This is a genomic window from Moorena sp. SIO3H5, assembly GCF_010692395.1.
In the GTDB taxonomy this organism is placed as follows: Bacteria; Cyanobacteriota; Cyanobacteriia; order Cyanobacteriales; family Coleofasciculaceae; genus Moorena.
Map to the genome: position 1 here is coordinate 1 of NZ_JAAHHS010000015.1, position 13,659 is coordinate 13,659.

12 protein-coding genes and 1 pseudogene are annotated in these 13,659 nt (G+C 45.3%); 5 read left to right on the forward strand and 8 right to left on the reverse strand.

Translation table 11 applies throughout. The annotated features are described in order from the left end of the window. Both F6K52_RS03410 and F6K52_RS03415 read right to left on the reverse strand, forming a co-directional pair. Positions 1–532, reverse strand: a pseudogene (locus F6K52_RS03410) (Photosystem Q(B) protein 1); the annotation flags it as partial. A 343-nt stretch (positions 533–875) separates the two neighbouring features. Then, entirely contained in the window at positions 876–2,264 is a 1,389-nt protein-coding gene (locus F6K52_RS03415) for a GH1 family beta-glucosidase (protein WP_293074046.1), read from the reverse strand. Positions 2,265–2,751: 487 nt separating this feature from the next. On the opposite strand from F6K52_RS03415, the gene F6K52_RS03420 reads away from it, so the two are divergent. Next, positions 2,752–2,988 carry a hypothetical protein gene (locus F6K52_RS03420; protein ID WP_293074052.1) on the forward strand — a complete coding sequence of 79 codons (237 nt, stop codon included), beginning with the start codon at positions 2,752–2,754 and terminating at the stop codon, positions 2,986–2,988. Between the two features lie 375 nt (positions 2,989–3,363). Here F6K52_RS03420 and F6K52_RS03425 read toward each other — a convergent pair whose 3' ends face one another. Continuing rightward, on the reverse strand, positions 3,364–5,019 hold the full coding sequence (locus F6K52_RS03425) for a Ppx/GppA phosphatase family protein (protein WP_293074056.1): 1,656 nt from the start codon (positions 5,017–5,019) through the stop codon (positions 3,364–3,366). Positions 5,020–5,193: 174 nt separating this feature from the next. Between F6K52_RS03425 and F6K52_RS03430 the strand changes: the two genes are divergently transcribed. Together F6K52_RS03430 and F6K52_RS03435 are read left to right on the forward strand one after the other, a co-directional pair. Beyond that, entirely contained in the window at positions 5,194–6,075 is an 882-nt protein-coding gene (locus F6K52_RS03430; RefSeq protein ID WP_293074059.1) for a 4-hydroxybenzoate solanesyltransferase, read from the forward strand. Between the two features lie 591 nt (positions 6,076–6,666). Next, a complete protein-coding gene (locus F6K52_RS03435) occupies positions 6,667–7,056 on the forward strand; it encodes a hypothetical protein (RefSeq protein WP_293074062.1) in 390 nt (129 codons plus the stop codon). Positions 7,057–7,287: 231 nt separating this feature from the next. Here the strand turns inward: F6K52_RS03435 and F6K52_RS03440 are convergent, their stop codons facing one another. The 3 genes from F6K52_RS03440 to F6K52_RS03450 form a co-directional block, all read right to left on the reverse strand. Next, complete coding sequence (locus tag F6K52_RS03440) at positions 7,288–7,635, reverse strand: ribulose bisphosphate carboxylase small subunit (RefSeq protein ID WP_293074065.1); 348 nt, start codon at positions 7,633–7,635, stop codon at positions 7,288–7,290. Between the two features lie 84 nt (positions 7,636–7,719). Beyond that, on the reverse strand, positions 7,720–8,109 hold the full coding sequence (locus F6K52_RS03445) for a chaperonin family protein RbcX (RefSeq protein WP_293074091.1): 390 nt from the start codon (positions 8,107–8,109) through the stop codon (positions 7,720–7,722). Positions 8,110–8,190: 81 nt separating this feature from the next. Continuing rightward, positions 8,191–9,621, reverse strand: coding sequence for a form I ribulose bisphosphate carboxylase large subunit (locus F6K52_RS03450; RefSeq protein WP_293074068.1), 1,431 nt, complete (start codon positions 9,619–9,621; stop codon positions 8,191–8,193). A 773-nt stretch (positions 9,622–10,394) separates the two neighbouring features. Between F6K52_RS03450 and F6K52_RS03455 the strand changes: the two genes are divergently transcribed. Beyond that, positions 10,395–11,531, forward strand: coding sequence for a two-component regulator propeller domain-containing protein (locus F6K52_RS03455; protein WP_293074071.1), 1,137 nt, complete (start codon positions 10,395–10,397; stop codon positions 11,529–11,531). Between the two features lie 204 nt (positions 11,532–11,735). Here the strand turns inward: F6K52_RS03455 and F6K52_RS03460 are convergent, their stop codons facing one another. Continuing rightward, positions 11,736–12,461, reverse strand: coding sequence for a hypothetical protein (locus F6K52_RS03460; RefSeq protein WP_293074074.1), 726 nt, complete (start codon positions 12,459–12,461; stop codon positions 11,736–11,738). Between the two features lie 109 nt (positions 12,462–12,570). Here F6K52_RS03460 and cobU point away from each other — a divergent pair, with 109 nt between their 5' ends. Then, positions 12,571–13,176: a bifunctional adenosylcobinamide kinase/adenosylcobinamide-phosphate guanylyltransferase gene (gene cobU / locus F6K52_RS03465; protein ID WP_293074077.1), complete on the forward strand. Its 606-nt coding sequence runs from the start codon at positions 12,571–12,573 to the stop codon at positions 13,174–13,176. Between the two features lie 107 nt (positions 13,177–13,283). Here cobU and F6K52_RS03470 read toward each other — a convergent pair. Next, positions 13,284–13,659, reverse strand: a 376-nt coding sequence (locus tag F6K52_RS03470; RefSeq protein ID WP_293074088.1) for a RuBisCO large subunit C-terminal-like domain-containing protein, incomplete at its 5' end; no start/stop codon positions are given.

Sequence of the window (13,659 nt, forward strand, 5' to 3'; positions counted from 1 at the left end):
TTCCGCTGATACCTAGAGGCATACCATCGGAGAAAGAACCTTGTCCAATTGGGTAGATCAAGAATACGGCGCTAGCAGCTGCAACAGGTGCGCTGTAAGCTACGCAGATCCAAGGACGCATACCTAAACGGTAGCTTAGTTCCCACTCACGACCCATGTAGGCAAATACACCAATCAGGAAGTGGAACACTACCAACTGGTAAGGACCACCGTTGTATAGCCACTCATCTAAAGAAGCAGCTTCCCAGATGGGGTAGAAGTGTAGGCCAATGGCGTTAGAAGAAGGAACAACAGCACCAGAGATGATGTTGTTTCCGTACATCAAGGAACCAGCAACGGGCTCGCGGATACCATCGATGTCCACAGGAGGAGCAGCGATGAATGCAATGATGAAGCAGGTGGTAGCAGCTAGCAGGGTTGGGATCATTAATACACCAAACCAACCTACATAGAGGCGGTTGTTGGTGGAGGTAACCCAATTGCAGAACTGAGACCACACAGAGGTGTTGCTCTGTTGTAATACAGTAGTCATGTTCTTATGATTGCGGGTATGAATATGAACTTTTCAAGGTTCGTCCGGCTTGTTTGCGCCTTCATTTATATATTAAGCAATATCTAAAGTTTTGTAAAGGGGTTTGAGAGTAATTACCCCTCACATTATTAAATCATGTAAATAAGTAAATCTTATATTAAATAAGTATTGACAAAAAGGAAGTAATGTGGATAGGTAAAACAAAAATAGCGTTCGCGTAGCGTGACCTTTGGTCACGCTACGCGAACGCTACCAGCACTTTCCCCATTACCCTCTCCCTAGGGTTAAACTAACGGATGATCACTATACCCATAGGGGTTTATCGGGTTTTTCCGATTAATTATCAAACCACCCGATTATTTTCAATGCACTGGGAATACCATTCAAAACTAGCTTTAGGAATACGCTGTTGGGTTGGGTAATCAATATAAATAATCCCAAAGCGGCGATCATATCCCCAATACCACTCAAAGTTATCCATCAGACTCCAGAGGAAATAACCATTAAGAGGATACCCTTCACTAACAGCGCGATGGGCTGCTTTGAGGTACTCTCGGAGGTACATAATCCTGTCCGTATCAATCACCTCACCCCTACCATTCAATTCATCCTGTGCCGCACAGCCATTCTCAGTGATAAACATCGGCAAATCTGAACGCCCCAGGGTTTCACTGACGTGACGAATGCCCCAATAAAGGGAATCTGGTAGGATATTCAGCCAAGGCAGATGCATGCGAGGGTAGCCTTTGGGCAGACCAAGGAACTCGTAGCCCTGTGGATTGTCAGCAGCCCGGACATAGGTACCAGTGTAAATATTAAGACCAATCTGATCGAGAGGCTGATGAATGATTTGTAGGTCACATGGTCCGATGTCTGGGGCATTGTCTCCTAACACCTCAAGTAATTCAGGACTATAAGCACCAGTCAGAGCAGGGAGAATGATACCGCCATTTGGCCCACATAAAGGGAATGCCTTTTTTGCTGCTGCCACATTGATGGGTGACTCATTGATTGGCACCGTCACGGACAAGTTATCCACTAAGGCTATAGAACAGGGAACCCGGGAAGCACTACGGATTGCTTGACAGCCCAAACCATGAGCTAAAAGGGCATGATGAGAGGTCTGCCATATCTGTTTTATGGAGTTAACACGCCTACCAGGAGCATGGATCGGGTCGTGGTCAAACCCATAGGCTAAGTGAGTAAAACACATGATTTCGTTAATGGTCATCCAATTAGTAATGCGATCGCCTAATTGAGTGACCACAGCGGTAACATAATCCGCAAAGTCAAAGGCCATCTGGCGAGAAAGCCAAGACTTGTATTTGTCTTCTAGGGCTTGGGGAGAGTCCCAATGAAATAGAGTGGCATGGGGAGTAATGCCATGATCTAACAAGCAATCCACCAAACGCTTATAGAAATCAACTCCTTCCTGATTGACTTTCCCAACCCCGTCAGGAATAATCCGAGGCCAAGCAATGCTAAAGCGATAATCCTTGATCCCTAGTTTTACCATCAGCTCTATATCTTGTTCGTAGCGATGGTAGTGGTCACAAGCAACCGTACCGGTATCACCGTTAAGTACTTTTCCAGGGGTAGCACTGAAGGTATCCCACACACTAGGTTTACGCCCTCCTTCACTTACTGCTCCTTCAATCTGATAGGCAGAGGTGGCTACTCCCCATAAGAAGTTGTCTGGGAATTGGTAACTGATGCGATCGCCGTTAGTCATTAGTGCTTTGTTATTAAGACAGGGAGTTACGTACTAGATCATCCCACCTAAGTTCAGTGGTGGGACAAGTTCACCTATCCGCAATCAAAGAAGAATCTTAACAGGAATGATAACTTTTGATCCACAGCTTCTCAGGAATTGAGTAGGTTCCCAAAGGGGTTGCAACTCCCCTGCCACTGAGCCGAAATCACTGATATATCAAGCCAGGTAGCTTGAGGCGGATCAATTTAACCGACTACCGGTAGCCCTTAAGAACTCACCAACAACCCAGCTTTATGATCCAGATTCACAGACCTTTACCAAGATTTTTAATGAAAATTTAAGATTTTTGACATTTTCGGATATCGACAGGGATTTCGCCTAAGGTAGAAAGTGCCAAGTCATACTTTGGCTCTGGCTTTCAAGTCACCTGCTTATGCGGTTAAATTTTATGAGCATTTTGCCAAACTTTCTCCGTTCTTTGGTAATAACAATCCTTCTGAGCTTTATGGCTCCAGTGGCACTAGTTATTGGTTTACTGGCAGGTTTTGGTATAATAGGATACATTCCAGGCTTGACAGGGTTTGGTCTTACTGCCACAACTGAGCTATTGAAATTTCTGACTATTTTTGGTAATGGATCCCCAATTCAGGGAGTATTAGTGATTGCTTTTACCTGTAGCCTAGTTGGAGCATTATTTGACCTCTACGCCTGCGCCCGCTACCAAAACCTGAATGATAACTAAGTAGACTAGTAATCAAATTCGTTAAAACTCCCCTGAGGTATGGGGGATATGGTTGAGATTGAAATTATCTATTATTTATATCTGTTCTGTACGGAAATTATCCTAGCGGTTTAGGAAGGAAACCGAACTCAAAGACCTTTTCGGCGTTGATAGATTGATAACAGTTAGCCCATAGATTGCGGGTTTTATCAGCAGATTGTTCTGGATAACGATTCGGTAACGCCAAAATCGTGTAAGTAAAATTGATAAAGATTGACAGGAAACTTTATACTGTAAGACTTAACCTGTCAATCTTTTTGTGATCATTAAGCTATATCAATAGCTCAGAGCCCAGAGCTGTTCGCGTAGCGTGGCCTTTTGGCCAAAGGCTTAGCCTTAATAAGCGGCCAGGCGACTCTTGGATGCCAAACTCGCCACTACTTTAACTCCAAATTCCTCTTCAAATACCGATTTTTTATAATCCAAATTCCACAGTTCCAAAGCACAATCATCATTAGCAAAAGCTGGCACTAGATATAGATGAAGTGCTTTATCATCGGAGCGATAATCAGACTTAACTTGCCGAATTGCACCAATCTGTCTACGGTCTAAAGCAATAGCTAACCGTAACAAAGCACTAAGCTGACTCACCAACAGCCGATGCTCTTGATTGGCCAGATTATTGTAATTCTCATGCTTTTTCTTAGGAGGACTCTTGCGATGGTAACGAGCCAGATTAGCAATGATTTCAATTTCTGGCTCCAGAAAGCCCAACAGTTCAGCATGGCGAATTAAGTAATAAGAATGCTTGTGGTGAGCCGAATGACTAATATACACCCCACAGTTGTGTAAAATTGCTGCTGCCCAAAGTAATTCCCGTGCCTGTGTTCCCCAATTGTGCAGTTTTCCTTGGGTTTGCTCAAATAAGCTCAGGGCAAAGTCAGCCACCCGCTGACTATAGTCCAGGTTGACCTGATATTTCCCAGCAACTGCGAGCACACTCCTTTCCCTGACCTCATCTTGGTAGCGTAGTCGGTCTTCAATCAATCCATGGGTGAGCATCCAGTCAACGATTAAGCCTTCCCGGAGTGATTGCCCACAAATTATGAGCGACTCCATTCCCAGAAGCTTCATAGCTTCTAATAAAATGATTGCCCCAGCAACAATAATTTCTGAACGCCTCTCGGACATCTCTGGCAGGGTTGAGCGTTCAGCCAAACTCATAGCAGCTAAGCCCTTGAGCATTTTTTCCAAATCTTGACGACTGACCTCATAGCCCGTTAGGGGATTAGGTAACATACCCAGATGTTCATAGGCGTGCATCTTGGCTAGGGTCTCAATAGTGCCAGATGTCCCCACTAAACGAGGCTGTTCACTGAGTTTCAGGTTAGCCTGGATGTCGTCAACAGCTCGCTCTAACATTCCCCTGACATAGGCTTGCAAATAGAGAAACTCACTTTGGCTGATCGGGTCTGTAGTGACAAACTCCTTTGTCAGACGAACGGCTCCTATCTTTGTGCTACTTAGGGAACGGGGGTTATGACGATCCCCGAGGATCAATTCCGTTGAACCACCGCCAATATCAATAATGATATGGGGATGGTTGTTGAATTCCATAGCTGACAACACACCTAGGTAGATGCGTCGTGCTTCCTCCTGACCAGAAATGAGGTTTACCAATAAACCCAATTCTGTATATACCTGATGTAAAAAAGCCTGGCCATTTGGAGCTTCCCGCACAGCACTGGTTGCTACCGCAACTATGTTTTCAGCATTGAGGCTGGCTGCCATTTCCTTGCAGCGTTGTAGAGTTGCGATCGCTCTATTCATGGCTTCAGGGGTCAACTCACCGGTTCGGGGGTTGCAATTGCCTAACCTGACCGTGTCCTTTTCTTTACCAATAATCGTGAATGCCGGTAGTTTAGGGTCAATTCGCACCACCACCATGTGAATGGAATTGGTACCAATATCGATGGCAGCAATAATGCGCTCTTGCTCTTTGTCAGGAGTGGAAACATGTAGGAAAATGTCTTGGGTCAGTGAGTTAACCATATTGATGTATCCTGCTTACATATATCAGCCCGAAACCTATGAATAACGATATCTTTAAGGAGAATAACAAAAAATAGGCACTATCTCCTATTGTGAAATTCCTCTGATTCGAGGAAACAATCCAGAAAATTACCTACAAACAAAATTACTAACAAACGAGTCACCATTCCTGCTATGATTACCCAGCCAAACCCCAATCCCATACCCACCTGGCTAGCCATTATGCGACTGTTGCGATGGGATAAGCCAACGGGACGATTCATTTTAATGGTGCCAGCACTGTGGGCAGTTTTTTTAGCAGCCCAAGGGAAACCACCCATTCCCCTGGTTGCGGTGATTATTCTTGGAAGCTTAGCCACCAGTGCTGCTGGCTGTGTAATTAATGACGTTTGGGATCACAATATTGATTCCCAAGTGGCGCGAACTCGCTCACGGCCTTTGGCATCCAAAGCCCTATCGGTCAAAGTTGGCGTAGTAGTTGCCCTAGTTGCTATGCTCTGCGCTGGGGTGCTTGCCCTGTATCTTAATCCTTTCACCTTCTGGCTTTGCGTGGCCGCTGTACCAGTAATTGTGTTTTACCCATCTGCCAAGCGAGTGTTTGCTGTACCGCAACTGGTTATGGCCATTGCTTGGGGTTTTGCTGTACTGATTAGTTGGAGTGCCATTACTACTACTCTAGAACCAGCTACCTGGTTACTCTGGGGAGCAACGGTACTGTGGGCATTGGGATTTGACACAGTCTATGCCATGCCAGACCGGGAGGATGACCAGAGGATTGGGGTGCGCTCTAGTGCCTTGTTTTTCGGTAAGTATGCTGCTGATGCCGTAGGTGTGTTCTTTGCTGGTACTGCTAGCTTGCTTGCCTGCCTGGGAGTTGTGATGGATCTCCAACTGGCCTTTTGGTTAGCCCTAGTGATAGCGACAGTAGTGTGGATTTGGAATTATACTAGATTACGAAAGCCCAATCATCCCACATCTATCTATGGAGAGATTTTTCGTGAAAATGTCTGGATTGGCTTTGTGCTACTGGCCGGGATGATTATTGGTAGTCATTAAGGACTTGCATATAAAAAAAATACCAATTAAAGTAGGGTGTGCGAAGTAATCTCAAAAAAGTTGCTAGTTATTTTTAGAAAGAGTAGCTCTTGATACCAATAATGGAAAGTTGATTATCTAGAGAGACTAGTATTTGGTGTGTGGCAGGGATTTTGAGGTATTTTTTTGATAATTACCTACTCATAACTAGCAACTGGGTGCATATCAAAGTTGTAGATCTATAACTCAGGGAACTTTAGAAGATTTTTAGCCTTCAATAGTCGTATTTTTACAAAACTGAGATGCACCCTGGCAACTTAGCTAATATAATCTAGAATATTCAACAAAACGCAATTTTTTTTGCCTATCCTACAAGCTAAACACTGGTATTGTGTTTCTTGGCTAGTCTCTTAGTATTTTAAAAATTGCTAACAGTTAATTGTTAATTAAAAACAGTTAATTGTTAATTTTTAGTGCTCTGTTTTTCCTTTTGTCTGCAAGGCTTTTACCTAATGTTTCTTTCAGAGAAAAGATGGGAAACCTAATAGTGTGCAATTGTTAAAATAGTCCGAATGATCTCATCTGGGCTAATTTTTGTAGAGGTTAAAAAGCATGAACATCAAACCATACCAGCTATCAATTATCAGTGCCTGTTTGTTTGCTCTCGTCAGCCCAACAGTGGGTTATTCCCAAGAAACTGAACCTATTTCTCAAGAGGCTGAGACTAATGCCCAAAAACCATTGACTATCCCTAAAGAAGCTGAGACTATCCTCCAAAACCCTGAGATTGGCTATACACCTGATTTTGTCAGTTTTTACATGGAGGAATGTGTTGGGAGTAAGGGCTCAGAGGCTCAGGCATTTTGTCAGTGTACCATTGATAAAATTCAAGAAAAATTCTCTTATCAAGAGTTTCTAAGTATTGGTCTCGAAATTACTGGTGGTAAGGAACCTCCTGAAGATTTTAATAAAGTGATTAATTCCTGCGAAGCTGATAATTAGTGATTAGACATTATAGGTGAACATTAACGATTAGTCATTGCCATATTTGAGCTAAACGTTAATTTAACCTAGAGCTCTATGAGTCATTAGTTATTACTAACAACAAAACCGGCAATTTTTGATTGTTAATTGCCATTATTATCATGACAGCCCCCCGATCTTGATCGGGGGGCTAATAATAGCATTTCAGGCAAGCATCAATGCCTTAGGATTTATTAGTAAAGGCTGCAGTTACCAACGGCTGCGGCTAATACCTTCATTGGGCTTGTGAATGATGAAGCTGAGAACTTGGCACTGCTTAACGTTATCAAAACCCACAACCCGGATATAGCAGTCGCGGTATTCAGAGCGACACTCATCCACTTCAGCTAGCACATCTTTAGGTGAGGTAGCCTTGAACAAAGGCAGTTTCCATAATGTCCAGTAGTAAATCTCTGGTTCAGAGCTTTCGTTGAACTCAATCGCAGGGATGTAACCTTCCGCTAAGATGTACTCCACTTGCCGCATAATCTGAGCGTCACTCAGGGGGGGTAAGTAGGAAAGGGTTTCGTAACGACGCTCTTTTGGTAATGTTTTCATAGATTTTGATGCTCTGTTTGATTCTCTGTTGAAGTATAGGTATGAAATTTGGGGGATAGCAGGTAACGTCTTCGGTTGAACCAATTAGGTATCCGAATCAGTTTGCTGTTCAGAATTAGTCGGGTTATCTGGAATAGTGAATTGCGTGATGCGCTCAAGATGCCGACGCCGATGTTCTATATTCGACTGCTGGATACTGGTGCAAACCATTTCAGGTAAAAACTCGGCCACTTCGTCTGCGATATGTTGCCGCACAGTCATAATCCGTAAGGCTAATTCAGGTTTAGCCTGCAGTAATTCCTCAAGATAAGCGTCTCCATCTTGGATACTTTGTTGTGAGGAAAAAGACTGTAGCCAAAGGGCTCGGGGAGGGTCGGTTTCTCTTAACTGGTTTACCACAGTCCGCAGTGCTTGATAGGTCATATAGCTAGCCAGCACCTTGGCTGTATCTTTCGCAACTCGTTTTAAATCCATGGTTGAACCCAGTCTTTTAGAAAAAGTTATGAAGTCTAAAGTATGACTTTTCATACTTCAAACTTCACACCTCAAACTGCATCAGACGGTATCCATTGCCTCGAACTCGAACTTGATTTCCTTCCACAGTTCGCAAGCAACTGCCAACTCAGGACTCCACTTAGCAGCTTCCCGGATAATGTCACCACCTTCACGCATCAGGTTACGACCTTCGTTACGAGCTTGGATACAAGCTTCTAGAGCTACCCGGTTTGCAGTAGCACCAGGAGCATTACCCCATGGGTGACCTAGAGTACCACCACCGAATTGTAGGCAGGAATCATCACCAAAGATTTCTACTAGCGCAGGCATGTGCCAAACGTGAATACCACCAGAAGCCACTGGCATTACACCAGGCATGGAAGCCCAGTCTTGAGTGAAGTAAATACCCCGTTCGCGGTCTTGCTCAATGTGGTCTTCCCGCATCAGGTCAACGAAGCCCATGGTGATACCTTTTTCACCTTCAAGCTTACCGACTACAGTACCGGAGTGGAGGTGGTCACCACCGGACATGCGCAAGCACTTAGCCAAGACGCGGAAGTGCATACCGTGGTGTTTCTGACGGTCAATCACAGCGTGCATAGCGCGGTGGATGTGCAGCAGAACCCCATTATCACGGCACCAACGAGAAAGAGTGGTGTTGGCGGTAAAGCCACCAGTGAGGTAGTCGTGCATGATGATGGGCATGTTCAGGGACTTAGCAAACTCAGCCCGCTTCATCATCTCCTCACAGGTGGGACCAGTGACGTTGAGGTAGTGACCTTTGATTTCGCCAGTTTCAGCTTGGGATTTGTGGATTGCGTCTGCTACGAACAAGAAGCGATCGCGCCAGCGCATGAAGGGCTGGGAGTTAATGTTTTCGTCGTCTTTGGTGAAGTCCAGACCACCGCGCAAGCACTCATATACTGCACGACCGTAGTTCTTAGCGGATAGACCTAGCTTGGGCTTAATGGTACAACCAAGCAAAGGACGACCATACTTATTAAGCTTGTCCCGCTCTACAACAATTCCGTGGGGAGGTCCTTGGAAGGTCTTGAGGTAAGCAATGGGAATCCGCAAGTCTTCTAAGCGCAGTGCTCGCAGAGCTTTGAAACCAAACACGTTACCCACGATGGAGGTCAGCATGTTGGTGACTGAGCCTTCTTCAAACAGATCTAGTGGGTAGGCAATAAAGCAGATGAACTGGTTGTCTTCCCCACGTACTGGTTCGATGTCGTAGCAACGACCTTTGTAACGGTCTAGGTCAGTCAGCAAGTCAGTCCAAACTGTTGTCCAGGTACCCGTAGAAGACTCAGCTGCAACCGCTGCACCGGCTTCTTCCGGAGGTACACCAGGCTGCGGTGTTACGCGAAAGGCTGCCAAAATATCCGTATCTTTTGGAGTATAATCTGGCGTATAATAGGTTAATTTATAGTCTTTTACACCGGCATCGTAGCCAGCTTTTGTCTGAGTCCTGGTTGATGAGTAAGACATGCGTTGCTTCCTTAGGAACTACTGAATGTTGCTATCGCTAGAAGAGATTTTCTTTTCTTAGTGTTGTGTGTTGCTCCTAGCTAAGAGAACAAACAACCCATCTAGGCTTGTTTTCTAAGCCTGAAGAAGGGCACAACACCGATTCCACAATCACCTGTTTGTGGCTAATGTTGGGGATTACCTGTAGCTTTACTTACTAACCCAACCGCTCCGCTGATTGGTAAACGGTTGCTAGTCAGTCAAGTCGCTAAGGTAATTCAGAATTTCTTAATCATTTTGAAATATAGCAGGTAATGGGAACACTTAAACCTCAAATATTCTTTAGGAATGTATCAGCTCCTCTTATAAGGTGACGAAATGTAAATATTTATCACAGTCTTGTCACAAAACCGAGCAAATTGACTTATTATTAATAGCTTGACTAGGTTTGGCAGCGGGGTTAAAAACCAAAAGTATATAATATAGAACTTTAACAGTTGCGCTATAGCTCGTGAGGGCGCAACCATTGCGCTCCTACAATCCCCCCTAAAATTAGGACCCGTGCAAGCGATGCAGCGCGGTCTTGGGGAGGCAGCGCGGTCTTGGGGAGGCAGCGCGGTCTTGGGGAGGCAGCGCGGTCTTGGGGGTTTCCCCCATGAGCGACTGCCGTGGTTCCCCCCATGAGCGACTGCCGTGGTCTCCCCCATGAGCGACTGCCGTGGTTTCCCCCATGAGCGACTGCATCAAGACACGGATGCAAGGGTAATTCCTGATCAACAAAAGACTTAATCAAGATGCTGAAAATAATGGCATGCTTAACTAACCGTATCGCTATGGTAGTCAGTGCTACACTGCTCGGGCAAATCTTACCTGTGTCAATCCCAGACAGTGAGCCAAACAACAATTTCTCAACAGCGATCGCTCAGACACAGTTATCCACTGATTCTGTAAATAAAGAGGTATCCCCCCCTACTTCCCTTAGAAACCCTCCGCCGCCAACTAGACCTTTACCTGATCAACGCCTCAGGCAAGAAACCCAGCCCCTGCCAGCAGATTTTCGGGTGTCTGCTTTGCAACCAGATTTTACGGGTGAGCTTTGGGTGGGCTCTTGGCTAGGATTAACTAGAATTGACCCCAATAGTGGAAAAATCCGCACTCGCCTAAGTCTCCCCAATTACACTGTTGGTGCTATAACTCAAGACCGGGTAGGGCGGATTTGGGTAGGAACTTATGAAGGACTATTGCGTATAGACCCTCGTAATAATGAAATTAATGCCCAAAACTTTACCTTACCGTCTAATAATGTGTTGTCCTTGTTGATTGACACTCGTGGCTATCTTTGGGTAGGAAGCGATCGCGGTCTGGCTCTGATTAGCCCTGACCAGGGATTGTTGATGACAACGTTACAAGAATTACCCGGTGTCAGTGCCAATGCTCTGACTCTAGATGAAGAGGGTCAGCTGTGGGTGGGCACTCTAGAAGGGCTAGTGCGAGTGGATACTGCTAGTGCTTTTGTGATTGCTCGCATCAAGAATTTACCAGGAAACACCGTGCAAACCTTGACCCGAGGACCGGACGGAATGCTGTGGGCTGGTACTCCTAATAGTTTACTGGTGATTAACCCAGAAACTTACGAAGTTTTCAGGTCTGTAACTCCCCTAAGAGGACGTAATGTCACTGCTGTGCAGTTTGATCTAGATGGTAATGTTTGGGTTGGTACGGATAATGGCTTATTGAAAATAAAACGAGACAGTGGAGAAGTGTTGGCTAAACTAGGCGAGCTACCCTCTAGTCGTATTTTGGCATTAGCTCCTAATACTGGTAACAAGTTGTGGATCGGAACTTCCGAAGGACTAGCTTGGGTAAGCATGAGTACAGGTCGCATCGAACCTCATTTGGGCTTTGTTAGAGAAATTCCAGGTAGCTTTTAGCTCCCAAAGCATTGGCTGATAGAGATCTGCCCATAGTGAGTGCGATCGCGTAGCGTGACCTACGGTCAATCGCTTTTAGCGGAAGCTTCGCTTCATCGCGTTCGCTCAGGGTCGGGCTTTGCCTAAAGCGTGACCAAACGCGCCCCGCGTGGCCTTTTGGCCAAGGTCAATCGCAAAAATTGAGACTCCCATCAGCACCTTTGATTAAGGTCTATTTAGCTGAGAGTGCATCACAGTTAATGTTTCTGCTAGTTGACTGAGACGATCTTCGAGGTATTTTTTCCGAATCAATAGTTGTCGCAATTTTTGATAACGAGCGATGGCCATGCTCACACTGGGAACCTGATCTGCTGGACAAAACCTTGACCAAGATTGACCCTGCTCATCCAAGCCACAAAGACGATAACCAGTACGAGGAGATTGATAGGTAACATTAGTATTCGATACCTCAACCCCTTCATCCACATAGTCCATCATCCGGTCACCATTGGCTAGTCTTACGGTGCCTATGGCATCTTGGGGTTGACTCGCTTGAGACTCTAACCAGCCATCAACAATTGGTCCTTCTAAGTATAGGTCTTGAATTTGCCGGAGGATTTTGTGCAGTTCCTGCTGCCAACCCAGAACAATTCCCTCAATGTCTTGCAAAAGATTCATTGCCAAAGCTGGGTTAGCACCATGGCGATGGTTTCCCAGTTTAGGGTATTTCAATCTAGGCAGAGTCGGTATCTTCTGTTCATCCTGGCGAGTGGGGAACGGTTGTACTGCCATAGAGAAAGAAGGTTCCTTTTTATTTCTACGACTTACTACACCTGCTTGTTGGTGATTAGTTTGATCAGCCACAGCTGGGGATGGTTGTGATGAATCAGTGGGACTAGCTTTTGCTAACTGATTTAGTGTTGTCTCGATCCGTCGCAATTTTGATTTCATGGTGACTGATTTGAGGAAATATAGTTGATTTGAAGGGGGAAGATGCCAATTATTCTGAACTATAAGCTCTGTTAATTTTTGCGCAATGGCAAGATAAGTCCCAATAGCCTTGAATAGTACCCAATTTACCAGTACCAAATTGAGCAGTAATTTAATTTTAGTCACCGGACCATCCAGGTCTGGCAAAAGCGAGTGGGCAGAAACCCTGGCAATGCAGACTGGGAAATCGGTAATATACGTTGCTACTGCCACAACCAACCCGGATGATCCAGAGTGGCTGGCCCGGATTGAAAAACATCAGCAGCGACGGCCCAGTTCCTGGACAACCCTTTTGGTTCCACTGGACTTGGCAGCAACAATTACCAACTATTCTGACATCAATCACTGCCTGCTAGTAGATTCTCTTGGAACCTGGGTTGCTAATTGCATACAACAAGATGATACGATTTGGCAGCAAACGTTACAAAGCTTATGGAATAGTTTGAGCAAAGTTAAAGGTTCTGTAATTTTTGTTGCAGAAGAGGCTGGCTGGGGAGTGGTGCCAGCTTATCCTATGGGTAGGGCGTTTCGCGATCGCCTGGGGAATGTGGTGCGTTATTTGGGGCACTTGGCTAACCCAGTATACTTAGTCACTGGCGGTCATGTCCTTAATCTCAGTACTCTGGGTCAACCATTACCCTACAATGGTGCTTTCGGGGAATTACCTCAAACCTAACCTGACCCCAGCCTATAAAAGTTAAAAGTTAAAAGTTAAAAGTTAAAAGAAGGAATAATATTATCTTTAACTCTTTAACTCTTTAATTCTTAACTCCTAACTGTAAATTAGACGGTATCCATTGCCTCGAACTCGAACTTAATTTCCTTCCAAAGTTCGCAAGCAGCAGCCAATTCAGGGGACCATCTAGCAGCTTCGCGGATGATGTCACCGCCTTCACGAGCCATGCTACGTCCTTCGTTACGAGCTTGAACGCAAGCTTCTAAGGCTACGCGGTTAGCGGTTGCACCAGGAGCATTACCCCAAGGGTGACCCAAAGTACCACCACCGAACTGTAGTACGGAATCATCACCAAAAATTTCTACCAGTGCGGGCATGTGCCATACGTGGATACCACCAGAAGCTACAGCCATTACACCAGGCATGGAAGCCCAATCTTGGGTAAAGTAAATACCACGAGACTTGTCTTGCTCTACGTAGTTT

What these genes read in the sequence shown, in the direction of transcription:
- F6K52_RS03415 (WP_293074046.1), bottom strand. Translation starts at nt 2,264, where the DNA reads ATGACTAACGGCGATCGCATCAGTTACCAATTCCCAGACAACTTCTTA.
- F6K52_RS03420 (WP_293074052.1), top strand. Translation starts at nt 2,752, where the DNA reads ATGGCTCCAGTGGCACTAGTTATTGGTTTACTGGCAGGTTTTGGTATA.
- F6K52_RS03425 (WP_293074056.1), bottom strand. Translation starts at nt 5,019, where the DNA reads ATGGTTAACTCACTGACCCAAGACATTTTCCTACATGTTTCCACTCCT.
- F6K52_RS03430 (WP_293074059.1), top strand. Translation starts at nt 5,194, where the DNA reads ATGATTACCCAGCCAAACCCCAATCCCATACCCACCTGGCTAGCCATT.
- F6K52_RS03435 (WP_293074062.1), top strand. Translation starts at nt 6,667, where the DNA reads ATGAACATCAAACCATACCAGCTATCAATTATCAGTGCCTGTTTGTTT.
- F6K52_RS03440 (WP_293074065.1), bottom strand. Translation starts at nt 7,635, where the DNA reads ATGAAAACATTACCAAAAGAGCGTCGTTACGAAACCCTTTCCTACTTA.
- F6K52_RS03445 (WP_293074091.1), bottom strand. Translation starts at nt 8,109, where the DNA reads ATGGATTTAAAACGAGTTGCGAAAGATACAGCCAAGGTGCTGGCTAGC.
- F6K52_RS03450 (WP_293074068.1), bottom strand. Translation starts at nt 9,621, where the DNA reads ATGTCTTACTCATCAACCAGGACTCAGACAAAAGCTGGCTACGATGCC.
- F6K52_RS03455 (WP_293074071.1), top strand. Translation starts at nt 10,395, where the DNA reads ATGCTGAAAATAATGGCATGCTTAACTAACCGTATCGCTATGGTAGTC.
- F6K52_RS03460 (WP_293074074.1), bottom strand. Translation starts at nt 12,461, where the DNA reads ATGAAATCAAAATTGCGACGGATCGAGACAACACTAAATCAGTTAGCA.